Source organism: Burkholderia sp. PAMC 26561, assembly GCF_001557535.2.
Classification (GTDB): Bacteria; Pseudomonadota; Gammaproteobacteria; order Burkholderiales; family Burkholderiaceae; genus Caballeronia.
Window position 1 is genome coordinate 2,260,861 of record NZ_CP014306.1, and the last position, 19,261, is coordinate 2,280,121.

The 19,261-nt window shown below is 61.0% G+C and carries 17 protein-coding genes; 10 read left to right on the forward strand and 7 right to left on the reverse strand.

Annotated elements, in window-relative coordinates; translation table 11 throughout:
* Positions 1-25 precede the first annotated feature (25 nt).
* The 5 genes from pgl (at position 26) to AXG89_RS10495 (ending at position 4,369) form a co-directional block, all read left to right on the forward strand.
* Positions 26-757, forward strand: a complete 732-nt coding sequence (pgl, locus tag AXG89_RS10475) for a 6-phosphogluconolactonase (RefSeq protein WP_062169611.1) — start codon at positions 26-28, stop codon at positions 755-757.
* Entirely contained in the window at positions 735-2,663 is a 1,929-nt protein-coding gene (locus tag AXG89_RS10480; protein ID WP_062169613.1) for a bifunctional transcriptional regulator/glucokinase, read from the forward strand. Before pgl ends, AXG89_RS10480 begins: the two co-directional genes overlap by 23 nt.
* A gap of 234 nt (positions 2,664-2,897) precedes the next feature.
* Complete coding sequence (locus tag AXG89_RS10485; protein WP_082771460.1) at positions 2,898-3,071, forward strand: helix-turn-helix transcriptional regulator; 174 nt, start codon at positions 2,898-2,900, stop codon at positions 3,069-3,071.
* Between the two features lie 105 nt (positions 3,072-3,176).
* Entirely contained in the window at positions 3,177-4,082 is a 906-nt protein-coding gene (locus AXG89_RS10490) for a hypothetical protein (RefSeq protein WP_162916037.1), read from the forward strand.
* Entirely contained in the window at positions 4,082-4,369 is a 288-nt protein-coding gene (locus AXG89_RS10495; RefSeq protein WP_062169619.1) for a hypothetical protein, read from the forward strand. Before AXG89_RS10490 ends, AXG89_RS10495 begins: the two co-directional genes overlap by 1 nt.
* A 585-nt stretch (positions 4,370-4,954) precedes the next feature.
* On the opposite strand, the gene AXG89_RS10500 is transcribed toward AXG89_RS10495, so the two are convergent.
* From AXG89_RS10500 to AXG89_RS10515, 4 genes are all read right to left on the reverse strand, one after another.
* Positions 4,955-6,106 (reverse strand): porin, encoded by a 1,152-nt coding sequence (locus tag AXG89_RS10500; protein ID WP_062000753.1) that lies wholly within the window; start codon positions 6,104-6,106, stop codon positions 4,955-4,957.
* 544 nt (positions 6,107-6,650) lie between these two features.
* The gene (locus AXG89_RS10505) at positions 6,651-7,430 is read right to left on the reverse strand and encodes an ABC transporter ATP-binding protein (protein ID WP_061998911.1); all 780 of its coding nucleotides are present in this window, start codon (positions 7,428-7,430) and stop codon (positions 6,651-6,653) included.
* Between the two features lie 19 nt (positions 7,431-7,449).
* Positions 7,450-8,163: an ABC transporter permease gene (locus tag AXG89_RS10510; protein ID WP_061998912.1), complete on the reverse strand. Its 714-nt coding sequence runs from the start codon at positions 8,161-8,163 to the stop codon at positions 7,450-7,452.
* A gap of 60 nt (positions 8,164-8,223) precedes the next feature.
* On the reverse strand, positions 8,224-8,913 hold the full coding sequence (locus tag AXG89_RS10515; protein ID WP_062169621.1) for an ABC transporter permease: 690 nt from the start codon (positions 8,911-8,913) through the stop codon (positions 8,224-8,226).
* A gap of 451 nt (positions 8,914-9,364) precedes the next feature.
* On the opposite strand from AXG89_RS10515, the gene AXG89_RS10520 reads away from it, so the two are divergent.
* The gene (locus tag AXG89_RS10520; protein WP_062169623.1) at positions 9,365-10,063 is read left to right on the forward strand and encodes a pirin family protein; all 699 of its coding nucleotides are present in this window, start codon (positions 9,365-9,367) and stop codon (positions 10,061-10,063) included.
* Positions 10,064-10,174: 111 nt separating this feature from the next.
* Here AXG89_RS10520 and AXG89_RS10525 read toward each other — a convergent pair whose 3' ends face one another.
* Positions 10,175-10,768 (reverse strand): periplasmic heavy metal sensor, encoded by a 594-nt coding sequence (locus tag AXG89_RS10525; protein WP_062169625.1) that lies wholly within the window; start codon positions 10,766-10,768, stop codon positions 10,175-10,177.
* 267 nt (positions 10,769-11,035) lie between these two features.
* On the opposite strand from AXG89_RS10525, the gene AXG89_RS10530 reads away from it, so the two are divergent.
* Both AXG89_RS10530 and AXG89_RS10535 read left to right on the forward strand, forming a co-directional pair.
* Positions 11,036-11,758 (forward strand): response regulator, encoded by a 723-nt coding sequence (locus AXG89_RS10530; protein WP_031362548.1) that lies wholly within the window; start codon positions 11,036-11,038, stop codon positions 11,756-11,758.
* Entirely contained in the window at positions 11,742-13,088 is a 1,347-nt protein-coding gene (locus tag AXG89_RS10535; RefSeq protein WP_062169627.1) for an ATP-binding protein, read from the forward strand. Before AXG89_RS10530 ends, AXG89_RS10535 begins: the two co-directional genes overlap by 17 nt.
* A gap of 57 nt (positions 13,089-13,145) precedes the next feature.
* Here AXG89_RS10535 and AXG89_RS10540 read toward each other — a convergent pair whose 3' ends face one another.
* Entirely contained in the window at positions 13,146-13,409 is a 264-nt protein-coding gene (locus AXG89_RS10540; RefSeq protein ID WP_056352150.1) for a double-stranded DNA-specific endonuclease, read from the reverse strand.
* A gap of 98 nt (positions 13,410-13,507) precedes the next feature.
* Positions 13,508-15,184 (reverse strand): sensor domain-containing diguanylate cyclase, encoded by a 1,677-nt coding sequence (locus tag AXG89_RS10545; protein ID WP_062169629.1) that lies wholly within the window; start codon positions 15,182-15,184, stop codon positions 13,508-13,510.
* A gap of 522 nt (positions 15,185-15,706) precedes the next feature.
* Between AXG89_RS10545 and AXG89_RS10550 the strand changes: the two genes are divergently transcribed.
* Together AXG89_RS10550 and AXG89_RS10555 are read left to right on the forward strand one after the other, a co-directional pair.
* Positions 15,707-17,494, forward strand: coding sequence for an ABC transporter permease (locus tag AXG89_RS10550; RefSeq protein ID WP_062169631.1), 1,788 nt, complete (start codon positions 15,707-15,709; stop codon positions 17,492-17,494).
* 90 nt (positions 17,495-17,584) lie between these two features.
* Positions 17,585-18,922 (forward strand): ABC transporter ATP-binding protein, encoded by a 1,338-nt coding sequence (locus AXG89_RS10555; protein WP_061998919.1) that lies wholly within the window; start codon positions 17,585-17,587, stop codon positions 18,920-18,922.
* Positions 18,923-19,261 lie beyond the last annotated feature (339 nt).

The window sequence follows — 19,261 nt, forward strand, 5'->3', positions numbered from 1 at the left end:
CAAAACAAGGCAGCATGGAGGAGCAGTGATCCAGCTTCATACTTTCGATGAACCAGGCGCCCAATCCGACGCCCTGGCAGAAGCGGTAGGCGACGCGCTTGCTGCAACGCTCGCGGCTCGCGGCGCAGCTTCGGCCGATGCCGCTGTATCGGGTGCATCGGGTAACCAGGCCCAGCATGCAACACTCGCCGTCTCGGGCGGCACGAGCCCGAAGCCGTTTCTGAAAACGCTGTCGACGCACGCGCTCGACTGGGCGCATATCAATGTCACGCTCGTCGATGACCGCTGGGTGCCCGAAACGGACAGCGCCAGCAACGCGCGACTCGTGCGCGAGACGCTGCTGCAGAACGCGGCCAGCGGTGCTTATTTCCTGCCGCTCGTGGACACCAACCGGCCGCTGGACGCGCATATCGCCGACCTGAACGCTGATCCGCAGCGCCGCGTGCCCGATGTCGCCGTGCTCGGCATGGGTGAGGACGGTCACACCGCGTCGATTTTTGCCGATGCCCCCGAGTGGGATTTCGCGATCACCACGCCCGACCGGTTCATCTCCGTTCATCCGGGCAGCGCGCCGCATGCGCGGGTGTCGCTTTCCATGTCCGCGCTCAAGGGCGTACAGCAGCTATTCCTCTTCATCAGTGGACAGAAAAAACTTGATGTACTGAACGCCGCGCTCGCCGCACCGCAAAAAAACGCCATCTCCACGTTGGCAAACGCTCAAGGAGTCAGGCTCGATGTCTACTGGTGTGCAAAGTAAGGCCGTAACGGTAGCGGCCCAAAGCCAGCACGCTGATGGACCCCGGCTTCTGGCTGACATCGGCGGCACCAACGCGCGCTTCGCGCTCGAAACGGCGCCGGGTGTCATCGGCGAGATCCGCGTGTATCCGGGCAACGATTACCCGGGCATTGCCGAAGCAATGCAGCAGTACCTGAAGGACACGAACGTCAGCCGCGTGAACCATGCAGCCGTGGCGATCGCCAATCCGGTCGACGGCGATCATGTTTCGATGACCAACCACGACTGGAGCTTTTCTATTGAAGCCACGCGCCGCGCGCTGGGTTTCGATACCTTGCTCGTAGTCAACGATTTCACCGCCCTGGCCATGGCGCTTCCGGGTCTCACCGATGCCCAGCGCGTGCAAGTTGGTGGCGGGTCACGGCGCCAGAACAGCGTGATCGGGTTGCTTGGGCCCGGCACGGGCCTGGGCGTGTCCGGCCTGATTCCCGCCGATGACCGCTGGATCGCGCTTGGCAGCGAAGGCGGCCACGCGAGCTTTGCGCCATCGAACGAAACCGAGGATATCGTCCTGCGTTTTGCGCGCAGGAAATTCCCGCATGTCTCGTTCGAGCGCGTGTCGGCCGGTCCTGGCTTGTTGCTGATTTATCAGGCGCTGGCCGAGCGCGATGGCGTTTTCGTGGCGGACGATCTGGAATCGGCCAGCATCACGCAGCGCGCGCACGATGGCGAGCCGCTCGCGCTCGAAGCTGTCAATTGTTTCTGTGGGATCCTCGGCACGTTCGCCGGGAACATTGCGGTGACGCTGGGCGCGCTGGGAGGGATTTTTATCGGCGGCGGCGTGGTGCTGAAGCTGGGCGAACTCTTCACGAAGTCGCAGTTCCGCGAGCGCTTCGAGGCGAAAGGGCGTTTCCAGCAGTATTTGTCGAGCGTGCCGACGTTCATCATCACCGCGGAATATCCGGCGTTTCTGGGGGTATCGGCGATTCTCTCGGAGCAGTTGTCGAATCGTGCGAACGGGGGATCTTCGGCCGTGTTCGAACGCATTCGCCAGATGCGCGATGCGCTGACGCCCGCCGAGCGCCGCGTGGCTGATCTGGCGCTGAACCATCCTCGCTCGATCATCAACGACCCAATCATCGATATTGCGCGTAAAGCCGACGTCAGCCAGCCGACGGTGATCCGTTTTTGCAGGTCGCTTGGGTGCCAGGGTTTATCGGATTTCAAGCTGAAGCTCGCGACCGGTCTGACGGGCACGATTCCGGTAAGTCACAGCCAGGTGCATCTTGGCGACACTGCCACGGATTTTGGCGCGAAGGTGCTCGACAACACCGTCTCGGCGATCCTGCAATTGCGCGAGCATTTGAACTTCGATCATGTGGAACGCGCCATCGACATTTTGAACGGTGCGCGCCGGATCGAGTTCTACGGGCTGGGCAATTCGAACATCGTGGCGCAGGATGCGCACTACAAGTTCTTCCGTTTCGGCATCCCGACGATTGCCTATGGCGACCTGTACATGCAGGCGGCGTCGGCGGCGTTGCTGGGCAAGGGCGATGTGATCGTGGCAGTATCCAAGTCGGGCCGCGCGCCGGAGTTGCTGCGTGTGCTTGAAATCGCGATGCAGCAGGGTGCGACCGTAATTGCGATCACGTCGAGCAATACGCCCTTGGCGAAGCGCGCGACGGTCGCATTGGAGACGGATCACATCGAGATACGCGAGTCGCAGATGTCGATGATCTCGCGCATCTTGCATCTCGTGATGATCGACATCCTGGCGGTGGGCGTAGCGATCCGCCGGGCGGTTCCAAACGCGAGTGCGGACGTCAGTGAAGCGATGACGAAGGTCCGTGAAGCTGGCGATGACGACACAGGCGCGGTGCTGGACTGGCTGAGCCATGGCGCGGCAGGAATAGCCCGCGATTAGAGCGCCGAAGTAAAAGCAAAATGCCGCCGATGCGAATTCGCATCGGCGGCATTTTGCGTTTTGGGCAAGAGGATATAAGCGCGATTTGAACAATCCGGCGCGGTTTCGTAATCGATCGCTACCCACACTGGTGGCGAAGCATGCGGGTTGCTGTTCTTCTGAAGTACCTAAGTTGTCAGTTGCACGCCTGCACCCTTTGCCGGGCCTGTGGCGGCGCTTGTATCGCTTGACGGCATGCCGCCGGATAAATTGCTGACCGTTGAGCAAGTCCTATCGTTCATCCCGGTTTCCGCTTCCACATGGAGACGCGGGGTTAAGAGCGGACGTTTCCCGGCTGGCGTGCATTTGTCGCCGAAGTCGGTCTTCTGGCGCGTCGATTCGATCCGCGCGTTGCTGCAAAGCCCTTGACGCAAACACCCGTTTAACGCACCGCCCGCGCGCCCGTCTCTTATTGAGATGCACGCGCGGAAAAGTGCGTTAGCGTAGGGGCGTTGCCACGACAAAATAATCAGGATGACAACCGAATTAATGCGGTATGAAGGCCATCGGTTCATGCTCTATAAGCGATGGGATTACGCGCCGCACGGCAGAACCAAAGAGCAGCAGGAAGCGCTCGACGCGGGACAAGCCTTATTCAAGGCCGCGAATTTCGAACATTGGGCGAGCCAGCCGGCGCTAGTCGAGCGTATCCAAACTTTCCTTGTGCGTGCGGTACCGTCATATCGTCCGAGTCCCTACGGCGATAGGCCGCGCGACGTGATTAACGCGCTGTGCTGGGAAGTGCGAAACGGGGCGGCGTTGATCGTGCGCGCGAAACCTGCCTATATCGCGCATAGCGGTTTCGCCCCGGCGCTTACCGAGGATGAACGGTATCGGCGCGAAATGGCGGATATGGCCGAGCGCGGCGCGATCTTCGAGGCTCGAACGAAATGGTATCAGCAGGAATTAGCGGAATATCACCAACTAGTCGAGGACGCCGAACGCGCAGCGCGCCCGCCGAAAGTCTTCCGGCACATCGAGACCATCGCAGAGGCGGCGGTGCGCAATCGGGCGGCGTGGGCGGCGCGTGATGCACTTGCCGCGCTTGCATCGACGGCGGCGTCTGCCGTCGCGTCTGCGTTGCCGTCGATGGGTGATGATGATGTCTTCGACCTGGGCAATGTGTCGGAGGTTGGCACGGGCAGCACGCCGCTAGGCGACGCTGCACCGTTCGAGTACGCGCCGAGCGCGACCGGCGATGATGTATTGTCGGTAGCAGCGCGAGGCGTGAGCGAAGCAATCGAGACTCAATGTATGGACGAATACGAGCGAGCGCTAGATATGTGCGGCGCCGTGGCATATCCGATGGGCTTGAGTCGGGGCATGGCGCTGTGTCGTGAAAACGCGTTCGATAGATACCAACAATGTAGGGGTTACTAATGGCTTTGAATCATCCAAAGCGGTCCATCGTCATAGATTTTTCGGCCGAAGATGCGCGGCTTTTGGTCTATCCCGTAGAGCGTGAAAAAACGCAATCCATCATCGCTAACGCGCTCGAAATTCCGATCCTTTTTGATGAGGCAGCGTCACGGGTAGGCGACAGATACCAGCTTGACGATGAGTTCGCACGCAGGTTCGGTGTTGCAATGTTGAATCTTTTGGCGTTGTCATATCCCGATTTGAAGCAGGACATAACAGCGTCGCAAGCACCGATAGCCCGCGAGTGAATTGGTTTTGTCGTGCAGAGGACCGCCAAGCGATTGAACCATCGGCCCGCACCTTGCGGGCCTTTCTTCGCTGGCGGCGGCGTGGCGAGGCTATGCGGCGGTTACAGTAGCATCGGCATCATCGTTCGCGGCGCGCTTCTCGTACGGCCGTTCCACTTCTCAGCACTGCGCCGGGTTATCACGACTTTGCGCGCGCTCGCCCGTAGTTCGACCGGCCCGTCGCCGGTCTTCTGCAGCGCGTAATAATGCGTGCGGACCATGTGATACCCAAGCGCCAACACGCTCCGCAGTACAGCATTTTTGTACACGGACAGTGACTATAGTGCTGAAAAAATCAGCTAGAACGAAACGCGCGAAAGCCTGAGAAGCAGCAACCCGGCATTGCCATTGACCGCTGCAAACAGCTCCCAACCGGCAGCGACTTTTAACCAAGTGCGAACAAATAAAAAACGGTGCGATGCCCTTTCGGACACCGCACCGATACGCGCCTCTCGCAGCAGCGTGAAAACCAATTAAAGCTATGAAAAACTGGCTTTAAACAAACTCTCTCTGTCGTTATGCTCCGGCCAACCGCTCCAAGTCAGATTAGAACGTGTGCTGGATACCGGCATAAACACCGGTTTGGCTATGACCCGGCAGCGGGTTGTCAGTACTGACCGCCGTACCTGAGTTGTTCGCATTCAGGCCGTAGTTAGCACCCTTGCTGTTTTGAGCCGTTGCCACCTGGAGGTCCAGCAGCGTGCGCTTCGACAGGTTGTACGAGCCGCCGACCGTGTAGATCGTCGCGTTGCCTGCGCCATTGTTGCCGTTCACGTGATACGCCGCTGCGATGATTGCTGCTGCCGGCGTTGCTTGCCACGTAATACCGCCCCATTCGTGATCAAGCGACGTCGGCTGGCCCGGCAGAACGTTCGTTGCGCCCGACGTGCGGATAGCCTGGTAAGCGCCCTGGATCTTGAACTGACCCAGGAACACGTTCACAGCAGCCGTGTATTCGCGCGATGCCGCAAACACGCCGCTCGATACGTTGCCCGCATTGATGTCGCCCGGATTCGCACCGTACAAGCTACCGTTGGCTGCGTTGCGGATTTCATCGTACATACCGCGGACCTGGAACAGCGAGGTCGTGTAGGTGACCTGTGCACCCGCTTCACGGCCTTGCGGCGTCGTGCCGTTACCGTTCCAGTTCGTCGCGTTCGACAGCGCGTATTGACCGTAGAAGTCAAAACCCGCGACCTTCGGCGACTGGTACGAAATGTTGTTGCTCGATTGCGGCCAGTTGCGGCCACGCACCAGCGAAGCCGACGACCAGTTCGACTGACCGAACGGGTCAAAGTCCCACACGCCGTTGGAGATGAACAGTTCGCGACCCAGCAAGAAGGTACCGAACTGGTCGTTGGCGATACCTACCGTCGCCCAACGATTGAAGATGCCATTGTTGCCCGGGCCTTGACCGGTCATGGTGTTGAAGCTGCCTTCCAACTGGAACACGGCCTTGTTGCCGCCACCCAGGTCTTCGACGCCCTTCATGCCCCAGAGGCTGGTACCCCAGTCGCCGCTTTCTGCGCGGAAACGGTGACCGGTGCTGGTTGCAGCGCCGGCAGCATTCGAGCCAGTCGGCACGCCCGTCATGTATTCCAGACCGGCGTCGAGCCGGCCATAGAGCGTCACGCTACTTTGAGCGTGTGCTGCAACGCCGACCGTCAGCAGCGAAGCCGCGAGCAAAGCTTTCTTCATCATCTCCTCCAACCCTGTCAAAAAATAGAAGCCCAAGTGCGGCGGTAGTGGTCCGGTGCCAGCGCACCGAACCGGAAACTATTGAGAGGGATGACACGCAATGGGCAGGTGTGTCCGTGATCCGGGCAAAGAGACCGCCCACGTCACAACCGACCCAGTGGATCGGTGTCTCCTCAGTTCTTTTTGAAGTAAAACTACTTTTAATGAACTTCGTTTCCGTACTTTGATTACTAATTTAGCAAATTACCTTTGTGTCGCCAAAAAAATTTGCTGTCTCCCAATCTTCTGTCTCAAAAACGCAATGGTTGGTGTGTTCAGCAAATGAAAAAAATGATCCATATCGGGGGCGGTTCCTTATGGGGTAAGGCTTAGGCTCATTTCCGGACTTGACGCTATGGATTGCATCTATTGACGTGCGTTACGTCTGCCGCTAATGCAAAAAGCGGAATGCGGGCCGAACCTGTTTAGAGATACCAACTAAAAAAAGCGCCCCGTAGGGCGCTTCTGTTTTTGGTTCGTAAGAGAACGTCGACGCTCTGTAGTTTTACTTCAGACTTCCTGAGAGGAACTGCTTCAGCCTTTCGCTGCGCGTGTTGCCGAAAACCTCATCGGGATGACCTTCCTCTTCGATCAGCCCCTGATGCAGGAACACCACGTGGTTCGATACATTGCGCGCGAACGCCATTTCGTGAGTTACCACGATCATCGTGCGGCCTTCCTCAGCGAGCGTCTGCATGACCTTCAGCACCTCGCCAACGAGTTCGGGATCGAGCGCGGAGGTGGGTTCATCGAACAGCATGACGTCGGGGTGCATCGCGAGCGCGCGTGCAATCGCCACGCGCTGCTGCTGGCCGCCCGACAAATGCGACGGATATTGTTTTTCCAGCCGCGGCGCGAGCCCGACTTTCTCCAGATAGGTGCGCGCCCGGTCCTCGGCCTCCTTCTTCGATAACCCGAGCACCTTCACCGGCGCTTCCATGACGTTTTCGAGCACGCTCAGGTGCGACCACAAGTTGAAGTGCTGGAACACCATGGAAAGGCGCGTGCGCATGCGCTGCAACTGCTTCGGCTCGGCCACTTTCAGCGCGCCGTATTTGTCCTTGAGCGTGCGGATTTCCTCGCCATCGACAAAAATCCGGCCCTGGTTCGGCTGCTCGAGAAAGTTGATGCAGCGAAGCATCGTGCTTTTTCCCGACCCCGACGAGCCGATGACGCTGATCACATCGCCGGCTTTCGCCCGCAGCGAGACGCCCTTGATGACTTCGTGGTCGCCGTACTGCTTGTATAGGCCATCGACGAAAAGCTTGGTTGCCGGAGAATTCATGTGTGCCTGATCCTTGGGCTTATTTACCTTGCGGCCGCAAGTAGGCGAGCCAGCGATGTTCCGCGCGGCGGAACATCCACACGAGCGCAAACGAAATACACAAATAGAGCAATCCGGCGATGCCGAACGCCTGGAACGATTGATAGGTGGCCGAATTCACGTCCCGGGCGATCTTGAGGATGTCCGGCACGGTTGCCGTGAACGCAACGGTGGTTGCGTGCAGCATCAGGATCACTTCATTGCTGTAATAGGGAAGCGCGCGGCGCAGCGCCGACGGCAGGATCACCCGCCGATACAGCGTGAACGACGACATCCCGTACGCCCGCGCCGCCTCGATCTCACCATAGGGCGTGGCGCGGATGGCGCCGGCGAAGATTTCCGTGGTGTACGCGCACGTGTTCAGCGTGAACGCGAGCAGCGTGCAATTCATGCCGTTACGGAAAAACTCGTTGAGCAGGACGTGATCGCGAACCACTTGCAGGCTGTATAGGCCCGTGTAGCAGAGCAAAAGCTGAACGTAGAGCGGCGTGCCGCGGAAAACGTAGGTGTAGACCCAGACGCTGCGTGAGAGCAGCTTGTTCTTCGAAACCCGCGCGACCGCCAGCGGAATGGAAAGACAAAAGCCGAGCACGATCGATACAACCAGCAGCCACATCGTGATGGCAAGGCCGGTGATCCGATAACCGTCGGTGAAAAGATAATTGCGCCAGTATTCCTGGATGATTTCGAGCATGGATTCCGCCGCGTGGATGTGCCTGGTTTCTTTTTAGGGAGCTGGACCGGTGTCGAAGGCCTATAAATCCGCCTTGCGCACGCCCGACGAATAGCGCTTTTCCAGCCATATCAGCACGAGATTGGACAGCGTCGTGATCACGAGATACACGGCGCCCGCCAGCAGCGTGAAAAAGAAGAACCGCAACGTGCCCTTGCCGGCGTCCTGCGCGGCCTTGACGACATCGGCGAGACCGATGATCGATACCAGCGCCGTCGCCTTCACCATCACCTGCCAGTTATTGCCGATGCCGGGGAGGGCGAAACGCATCATCTGCGGGAACATGATTCGCGAGAAGGTTTGCCACGGCGTCATGCCGTAGGCGGCGCCCGCTTCGAGCTGGCCGCGCGGCACGGAAAGAAAGGCGCCGCGGAAGGTCTCGGTGAAATACGCGCCGTAGATGAACCCGAGCACGATCACGCCGGCCACGAACGGATCGATATCGATCTGATCCCAGCCGAGCGCGTCGGTCAGGTGGTTCAGCCAGATCTGGATGCTGTAGAAGAGCAGCAGCATCAGCACGAGGTCGGGAACGCCGCGCACGAGCGTGGTGTAGACAGTGCCGACACCCGACGAGATGCGATTTCTCGACAATTTCGCCGCCGCCCCGATCAGTCCGATCACAAATGCGAACACCAGCGACAAGACCGCCAGCTTGACGGTTTGCCATGTGCCCGAGAGGATGAGCGGCCCGTAGCCTTGCAGAAACATGGAGATTCCTTGGTGACGTGCGCGTGGGCTTGCGCCTTTTGCCTGCGCTTTTTGCTGTTCAACTGCGTCTCTTGCCTGCCCCGCCGCTTGAGCGCTTACCGGCTACAGCCCCAGGCGGTGCCTATTCTAGATGTCCAAAATTGGTGCGCAGCGTTCGAAAGGGCGTTGAAAAGACAAAATCGCCATCGACCGGACCGGCGCGGCAGTGTGTCCGGAGCAACTTCCGGGCGCCTCCAGCCATCCGCCCGGCTTCGGCCGGTCCCGAAAAGGCCGGTATTCTACCCGAAGCCTTTGTGTCCGCGAGGACCGGCGCGGCTCAAGTGGGCTCGAGGCGGCTCGGGCCAGATCGATTACATGCATTTTCAGGACGGTGTGGTGCCTGCGCAGACAGTTGTTGCGGAGCGTGTGCGCCCTTACATTCTCTCCATCGCAACATCACAGGGAGTTCGAAATGTTTGAAATCCGACGCGCCAATGAACGCGGCCACGCCAACCACGGGTGGCTCGACTCGTATCACAGCTTTTCTTTTGCAGGCTACGACGATCCGGAGCACGTGCATTTCGGAGCGCTGCGGGTAATCAACGAAGACCGCGTCGCGGCGGGGCAGGGGTTCGGCACGCATGGGCACCGGGATATGGAGATCATCAGCTATGTTCTCGAAGGCGGTCTTGCGCACAAGGACAGCATGGGCAACGGTTCGACCATCCGTCCCGGCGATGTCCAGCGCATGAGCGCCGGCACGGGCGTACGGCATAGCGAATTCAACGGCTCGGCGACCGAGCCTGCGCATTTCCTGCAGATCTGGATCATTCCGGACGCAGCGGGCGATGCGCCGGGCTACGAAGAAAAGCATTTCGACGATGCCGAAAAACGCGGCCGCCTGCGGGTGATTGCATCGCCGCAAGGACGGGACGGCGCGGTGAAACTGGGCGCAGACGCCGAGCTTTACGCCGGTCTCTTCGATGGCGACGAGCGCGCCGAATTCGATGTGCCCGCCGGCCGTCGTGTGTATGTGCACTTGGCGAGGGGAGCGATAGCGGTGAATGGCGAAGCGCTTTCAGCCGGCGACGCCGCCAAGATCGAGGACGTATCGAAGGTGACGCTCGACCGGGGAACCGGCGCTGAAGTCATCTTGTTCGATCTCGCCTGAGCCGGATCAACGCCCTGGCTTGTAAATGAAGAAAGGCCGTGGACCCAAAAGTCCACGGCCTTTTTACTCCGCGGCGATCTTGAAAGACGAATGCATCAAGGCATCAACGCATCAAGGCTGTACCGCCGATGCCCCGGCGCCCGGCGCGCCACGGCGCTGCTCCCAGCGCTGATGCATCTTTTCCTGACGCTCATGCATCTTGGCGAAACGCGCTTTCAGTGCCGAGCTGACCGTGGTCTTTTGCTGGTCATTCAGCGCGTTGTAGAAGTTCAGCCATGCGGCGCTGGTCTGGTCGCGCAACTGGGCGTTCTGCGCTTCGATCTTCTGATGCGCCGCGTACATGGCGTTCAGATCCAGGATGGGCTGGTTCTTCATGGATTCCATTTGCGAGCGCATTTGCTGATGGCTTGCGCGCATCGCTTCATGGTTTTGTTTCATGGTTTGCAACGCGGATTGCCACAGTTTTTCCTGGTCCGCGTTGAGATTCAACTGGCCGTGCAGCTTGTCGAGTTCCTTCTTCATGCGCATTTCCATTCCGTGCCCGCGATGACCGCCGGGGCCACCGGGACCGCCTTCGGTCATCATCATGCCCAGGCCGCCCGGGGGCGGCGCATCCGGCGTGGCCGCGCTGGCGACGTTGGCTGTACCTATGGACAGCGCGAGCGCCGCAGCGGTGATGGCGAGGAATCGGGACTGCTTCAACATGGCGTACTCCTTTTTGATTTGCGGAGCCCCATGGATTGATCCGGGCAGATGCCGGGATCAACCGGGGCTGATCCGAGTCTGGCAGCGTCGTCTCAGTCGTCGCGCCTTCGGTAAGACACAGCGTAGAGACTCGGCGCGATGCGCGTGTTACGAGCCGCCGCTGCGTTATTACGCCGGTTTACGCGTCGCTTTCGCGGTAACACCCGGTAACTGTTTACGGAGGGTTTGCGGCATCGGCTGGCCCGGACTGGCGTTAAACTGCGTCGCATGGCTACTCAAATACTTGTCGTCGACGACGACTCCGAACTGCGCGATCTCTTGCGCGACTATCTGGTCCGGCAGGGCATCGAGGTATCGGTGCTGCATGACGCAGGCACGCTCGAACGGCGACTCGAACGCGAGCGCCCCGATCTGATCGTGCTCGACCTCATGATGCCGGGTGTGGATGGACTGACCGCGTTGCGCAAGCTCCGCGCGTCGGGCGACGACATCCCCGTGATCATGCTGACCGCACGTGCTGACGACGTGGACCGCATTGTCGGACTCGAGCTCGGTGCGGACGATTATCTCGGCAAGCCGTTCAATCCGCGGGAATTGCTCGCGCGCGTGCAGGCTGTCCTGCGTCGCCGCCGAACCATTCCTTCAGCGGCGCCCGAGCAGCGGGAACCGTTTTCGTTCGGGCGTTTCCGGCTCGACTTCCAGTCGCGCACGCTGCATCAGGACGAGACGCCGCTCACATTGTCGGGCAGCGAATTCGCTCTGCTGAAGATTTTCGTCAATCACCCCATGCGCACGCTGACGCGTGAGCGCCTGCTCGAACTGCTGCACGGTCCGGAGTACGACGGCACCGACCGGGGTATCGACGTCCAGGTGTGGCGTCTGCGCCGGATTCTCGAAACCGATCCGTCCACGCCGCGCTTCATCCAGACGGTGCGCGGGCGCGGTTATGTGTTCGTGCCCGACGGCGAGCAAAATGCGTCGGCCCATTGATTCACTTTTTGGCCGGCTGGTGGTGCTGGTCATCGGCGTGCTGGTGTTGTCGCACGTCGCCTGGTTCGCCGTCATCCGGGTCGAGCGCGACCAGACCCAAACCCGCTACGCAGTAGAAGAGGCCACGTTCCTGGTCGACGCCGTGCGCCAGCACATCGCGAATTCGCCGGATCAGCCGTTGCCCTCCAGCGTGCACGTGGTCGCCCCGACCAGTCCCGAAGTACCGCGTCCCATTGCCGACGCCGATACCGATCGCGTACCGCCGCCGTTTGCGCGTTTCATTGAAGACTTGCGGGACCGCCTGCCCGATGGCACCGACGTCCGCGTCGGCGAGCCCGGTGGTCCCCCGAGCCTGTGGGTGCGCGGTGCACGCGACGCGAACTGGATCGTCGTGCCGGTCCAGCCGCTGCGTCCGCCGCGTTCGCGCGACCGCATGCTGCTGTGGCTTGCCATCATCTTTTCGACCGCCGTCATGGCGGCGCTCCTTGCCGCGTGGCAGCTCCAGACGCCGTTGCGTTCGCTGGCGCAAGCCGTCGGCCGGTTCGGCCGCGGCGAGCCCACGCCGCCCGTCCCGGAGCGCGGCCCGCGGGAATTGCGGCAACTGACGCACGGTTTCAACCAGATGGTGCGCGAAGTCGCGCAGGCGGAAAGCGATCGCGCGGTCATGCTCGCGGGCGTGGCGCACGATCTCAAGACGCCGCTTGCGCGGTTACGGCTGCGTGCCGAAATGATGGAAGAGGCGAAGCTGCGTGATGGCGTAGTGCGAGACGTGGACTCCATGGCGCATATCGTCGATCAATTCCTGGTGTTTGCGCACGATGGTACGGATCGCAGCGAACCGGTTGAAGTCGATCAGCAATGCGAGCGGATCGCGCGCAGCTACAGGGCGGTCGCGCCGGGCGCGCAGTCAATCCAGACGCGGCTCACGGCCGGACGCGGCTTTGCCTTGCCGGCGGCGACGCTTGACCGCCTGCTGTCGAATCTTCTCGATAACGCTCACGCCTATGGCGCACCGCCTATCGTGATCGAAACCCTGCGTGGGTCGAACGGCTGGGTTTTGCGTGTCAGCGACAGTGGTGGCGGTATCGCCGCGCAGGATCTCGTGAAGGCCAGCCGGCCGTTTGTGCGGCTTGATCCGGCGCGCGGCGGCAGCGGCCATAGCGGGTTGGGGCTCGCCATTGTGGATCGGCTGGTGCGGCGGGCAGGCGGAGAGTGCGACATCCGCAACCGGGAAGAAGGCGGACTGGAGATCGCAATGACTTTCCCGTTCGATATCGTCGCAAAAGCGGCGGATCAACTGCATATCGACGGCGTGCTGAAACACGCCTGATGCGCGCCTGATTCGCCCGCGAGGCAGGGCGCGCCAAGGCGCCCTCGCCGGAAGCGCTCAGTCGAACAGCGTATTGAGGGCGGAAGCCGCTTCGCTGTCGACGGTGTTGTAGGTCACCGTGGCGGCCTCGAAAATATAATGCGTGGTGTATTTCCCCAGCCGTCCGAGGATCTCCTCCTGGATGACTTCAGGCGCGACATCGAGCCTCAAGTACCAGGTGGTGGACGAGAGCCGCGTCTGGAACGCGCCATACTCGGCCAGCAAGTGATCGAATGCTTCAGCGTCCTGATCGCGGCAGACAATGACCAGATTTCCCTTCATTCACCCCTCCTGAAAACGGCAGATATTCGACTTCGAATGTCGATAATACCTGCTGTCACGCCGCTTGCCACACTAGACCTTTTGGCCGGTCCGTGCGTTCAGGCTGTCTCGGGATGACGCGGCATGGGCGGGATGGTGTCGGCGGGATGCACTTCGCTGCGGTCGCGGCCGCCCGATTTGGCCGCGTAGAGCGCAAGGTCGGCGCGCTTGAGCAGATTTTCGGCGGTGTCGCCGTCGCACAGGGCGGTGATGCCGATGCTTACGCTCAACGCGGTGTCATCGGGCAGATGGGCGCAATGCTCCTGGTTGAAGCGCTTGCGCAGGCGTTCGAGCACCGCGTGGGCATCGGCGAGAGACGTTTGCGGCAGCAGCAGGCCGAACTCCTCGCCACCAAGCCGGCCAACGCCATCGCTCGCGCGCAACTGTTCCTCGCACATCCGCACGAAATGCTCGAGCGCGCGGTCCCCGGTCGCGTGGCCGAAGCGGTCGTTGACCTGCTTGAAGTAGTCCAGGTCGGCAATGGCGACGGACAGCGGCGTGCCCGAGGAAGACGCGAGCTCCACTTCGCGGCGCAGGGTATCGAGGAAATATCGCCGCGACAAAGCGCCGGTCAGCGCATCATGCCGCGCTTCGGCCGAAAGCAGCGTATTGGCCGACTGCAACTGGTTCGCGAGATGCCGCGTCGCCCGATGCAGCCGGCGCTCGCGTAGATACGACACCGTAATCACCACGGCCAGGCCGACCACCCCGAGCGCCGTCAGGAACACGAGCAACTGGTCGCGCCGCTGGTTGCGCAAGATCTCGGACCAGTTCGGCAGCGGATGCACGATATGCGCCGCGAGCCCGGAATTGAGGCCGGTGCGTTCGTCATAAATCGCGGGCGCCGTGCCGTTGCTGGTGCTGAACAAGCCGCTCGAAAGCGTCGGCGACAGCCAGGGCGCGTCCGCCCGCACGCGCTCGCCTATATGGGTGATTCGCAAGGTCTGGAAATCTACGCGCCGGTAGGCATCGAGCCGCTCCGTGCGCGACATCTTCAGCACGGGTGAATCCGGCAGCACGCGGTTTTCGAGCTGGCTTTCATTGGCCATCACGACTACGCCGTTGCTGTCGGTCACGAACGTCCCGGCGCGCGCCACCCAATGCCGCAAGCGGTCGATGCTCACTTTCGCGATCACCGCGCCCACCAGAAAGCCGTCCCGGTAGATCGGCGTGGCGATGAAAATCCCCGGATCGCCGTTCGTCCGGCCGACGCCATAGGTCTCGTTGAACGCGCCGAGCAGCGCCTTCTGGATATACCCGCGCGCCCGCATGTCGACGCCGACAAAGCTGTTCGAATCGATGGCGTTGCTCGATGCCACGCAAAAGCCCTCGGTATCGACGACCCAGATGTAGTCGAGGCCCGTGAAGCCCCGCGCGTTGCGCAGGAAGTTATCGACTTTTTCCAGCGCGGGCGCGGCGAGCCACTTGGCTCGCCGGTCGGCCGCCGTCGGCGCGGCGCTGGCGGAAAGACCGTGCTGCTGGACCAGCGCGAGCTGGATCATGTCCATCTCGGCGATCGTGGCGGGAATGGCGCGGGACATGGCGAGGTCGCTCGCGATGATCTGCGCGGTGTTATCGACGATGGACGCCGCCATTTGACGTTCCACCCGCACCGATGTGGCCAGTTCTTGCTGTACCATTCGGTCCGACACCAGTCCGGCTGCAACCCAGCACACGCATGCAAGCAACGCGCAGCAAAGCGTCGCTATCGCAAGGTGGAAGGTTGTCTTGTTCATCTGATCTGGCCTGTCTGACTGTCCCGCGGCCCCGCGCGACGAGCAATGTTATGAGTTTTGTGCCGGCACATGAGCATCTTACCGGGCGCGGCCGCGCGCGCCGATGGTACTTGCCCCAAGTGCTGTTGCTGAGCGCCGACAGTGGCGCCTGTTGCAAGAACATGTTTTGTCTGCGCAGGAACCGCGACCTCGTCCGGAGTCCCCTCAAGCCGGCTTTGGTTTGCCCCGGATGTTCCGATTGGACGACGTTTTCTTTCGTCCATCAAGTTTCTTATCGGCGGGAACGGGCTTTTCTTGAGCGATGCAGCGCGGTTTGACGATGCACCGGAACGCCCGCCAGATAACGAAACGTAAACCAGCAGGCTGCGGTTGTGCCTGAAACAAAGTTTGGTGTAGTGTCGTGCCGTCCTGAAAACAGGCATGGCGCTGACCGGCAAGATACAGACTTGGAAATACAGACGCCGGACGATGCCCTGAATCGGGCGCACCGGCCGCAACAAGCCTCAACGGAGAGGGCGTGTAATGGATTTTGGCTTCAATCTGACTCGCACGGCGAATGCTTCGGCGTGGCGTCTATTACCGAATCGCTGGGACTTCGTCGCGTTCCCGCTGATCATCTGCATCCTCGCGCTGACCGCGGTGGGCTTTCACGAGACGCTCGCACCCATCTCGACGCTGCAGACGCAGGCTATTTCGCTGGATCCGTCGAATCTGCCCGAGTACGCGTTACGCACCACGCTGCGCATGCTTGCCGCAATGGTCGCATCGCTCATCTTCACGCTCGTTTATGGGACGCTCGCGGCCAAGAGCCGGCGCGCGTCCATCGTGCTCGTGCCGATTCTCGACATCCTGCAGTCGGTGCCGGTGCTCGGCTATATCTCGTTTACGGTCACGTTTTTCCTCGCGTTGTTTCCCGGACGGGTGTTCGGCGCCGAACTCGCCGCGATCTTCGCCATCTTCACGAGCCAGGCCTGGAACATGACCTTCAGCTTCTACCAGTCGCTGCGCACGGTGCCGCGTGACCTGGACGAAGTCTCGCGCGGGTTTCACCTGACCAACTGGCAGCGCTTCTGGAAGCTCGAAGTGCCGTTCTCCATGCCGGGCCTCATCTGGAACATGATGATGTCGATGTCCGGCGGCTGGTTCTTCGTGGTCGCCTCCGAAGCGATCGTGGTGGGTAACCGGACCATCGTGCTGCCGGGTATCGGCGCGTATCTGGCGACGGCGATCGGCGAGCGCAATCTCGGCGCGATCGGCTGGGTGATCCTCGCCATGACCGTCGTGATCCTTGCCTACGATCAGCTCATGTTCCGTCCGCTGGTCGCATGGGCCGACAAGTTCCGCATGGAAAACACGAGCTCGGGCAATGTGCCTGAATCGTGGCTGCTCGACCTGATCCGGCGCACGCGGCTGATTCACCAGTTGCTGGTGCCGGCCGGCTGGCTCATCGGCAAGCTTGCGCGCGTGCCGCTGAAGCTGCCTTCGCTGCAGGGCGTGAAGCTGCCGCTGCTGGCGAGCGCCGCGTCCGTGTTTACAGCGACGCCCGGGAGAGCGCGCAATACTTCCCGCATTGGCGATATTGTCTGGGCGACGATTGTCGTGGCGCTGACCGCGTTCGTGGTCTGGAAAGTAAGCGTCTTCGTTTCGTCCGGCGTGTCGTGGCATGAAGTCGGACATGTCTTCTGGCTCGGGCTGATCACGCTTTTCCGCGTCATGGTGCTGATCGCGATTGCGTCGGTGATCTGGGTGCCTGTCGGCGTGCTGATCGGGTTGCGGCCTGCGCTTGCGAGCAAGATCCAGCCGATTGCGCAATTCCTTGCGGCGTTTCCGGCGAACCTGCTGTTCCCGGTGTTTGTCGTGGTGATCGTGAAGTTCAACCTGAATCCGGATATCTGGCTTTCGCCGCTGATCGTGCTCGGCACGCAGTGGTATATCCTTTTCAACGTGATCGCTGGCGCTACGTCGTATCCAAACGATTATCGCGAGGCCGCCGCCAACTTCCAGATCAAAGGCTGGCAATGGTGGCGCCAGGCCATCTTGCCGGGCATCTTCCCGTATTACGTGACCGGCGCGATTACGGCGTCAGGCGGGGCGTGGAATGCGAGCATCGTGGCCGAAGCGGTATCGTGGGGCAATACGAAGATCGTGGCGCACGGACTGGGCGCGTACATCGCGGAAAGCACGGTCAACGGCGATTATCCGAAGATCATTCTCGGGATCGCGGTGATGTCGCTGTTCGTCACGCTCTTCAACCGGTTGTTGTGGCGCCCGTTGTTCGCGTTCGCCGAAGCGCGCTTGCGGCTCGACTGAACGCCGCCGCCGGAACAAAGCCCTTCGAAATCTATAATGTCAGGTCGCCAGCGGCCACACCATTTTGTAATCAGCAACACGCGAGCGCCCATGCCAACGCAGACGAATCCTTCCAGCCAAACGCCGCCATCCGCACCCCCGCGCCTCGGCCGGGAAATCCTGCACGTCGATCAGGTCAGTCGCGGTTTCAACAAGACGCAGGGCGAGTTGCTCGTGCTCGAAGACGTCAACCTGAAGCTGCACGAAGGCGAGATCGTGGGTCTTCTCGGCCGATCGGGGTCGGGAAAATCGACGCTCCTGCGGATCATCGCGGGTTTGATCGAACCGACGGGCGGCCAGGTCACGTACCTGAACGAGCCGCTCAACGGCCCGGCGAAAGGCGTGGCGATGGTGTTTCAGACCTTCGCATTGTTTCCGTGGCTCACCGTGCTGCAGAACGTCGAGGCGGGGCTGGAAGCGCAGGGCGTTCCATCCAAAGAACGGCGCGAGCGCGCGCTGGCGGCAATCGACCTGATCGGTCTCGACGGCTTTGAAAACGCGTATCCGCGTGAGCTGTCAGGCGGGATGCGACAGCGGGTGGGTTTTGCGCGTGCGCTGGTCGTCGACCCTACGCTGCTCCTCATGGACGAACCGTTTTCCGCGCTCGACGTGCTGACCGCCGAGAACTTGCGTACCGACCTGCTCGATCTGTGGACGCAAGGCAAGATGCCGATCAAGTCGGTGCTGATCGTCACGCACAACATCGAGGAAGCGGTGTTCATGTGCGACCGGATTCTGGTGCTGGCATCGAATCCGGGTCGTGTCATGGCCGAGATTCGCGTGCCGTTCAAGCATCCGCGCAACCGTCTCGATCCCGCGTTCCGGCGCCTGGTCGACGATATCTACGCCAAGATGACCGCGCGTCAACTCGGCGAGGAAAAGAAGAAGGGGCTCGAGCTCAGTAGCTGGTTGCCGCAGGTGTCGACCAACCTGATGGCGGGTTTGATCGAGACACTGGCCGCCGACCCGTACCACGGCCGCGCCGACATGCCGGAGATCGCGCGGACGCTGCATCTGGAAGTGGACGATCTGTTCCCGGTCGCGGAAGTGTTGCAGCATCTCGGTTTCGCCGATGTCCGCGAAGGCGATATTTTCCTGACGCCGCCGGCGCGTGTGTTTGCCGAATTCGGTACGCAGGAACGCAAGATGATGTTCGCGGAGCATCTGCTGCGTCACGTGCCGCTCGCCGCCCGGATCAAGAAAGTGCTGAACGAGCGGCCGGGACATCGTGCGCCGCGTGTGCGCTTCGAGCAGGAACTGGAAGATTTTCTCTCCGATAAAGCCGCCGAGGAAACACTCGACGCCGTCATCAACTGGGGCCGTTATGGCGAGATCTTTTCGTATAACGACCAGACGGAGATCTTCAGCCTGGAAGACGTGGAGTCTTGATGCTGCGCGTAGTGCTTCAGTGAGATACGTGCCATCTGGCGCGGGATAAAAAAACGCGGTGCTTCTGGAAACAGATGCCGCGTTTTTTGCATGTGGACGTACCTGAAAAGGTAGCCGATAACGCGGTTCGCTTCGATCTCATGCACGGAATCCGCCGATTGCCCGTTCTGATGAAAACGTCCGCAACGATCGTTTCGCGCCGGGCGCAAACCCTTGTCCATTGTGGCTTCCAGCGTTTTCGGAAGACCGCTTCGAATCGCTTTTCACAAGATTGCCGAAGCGCAAAACGTACTCTACGCTGGGGAATCCGCCAACGCTGACGGTAAACAAGGAGCCTCC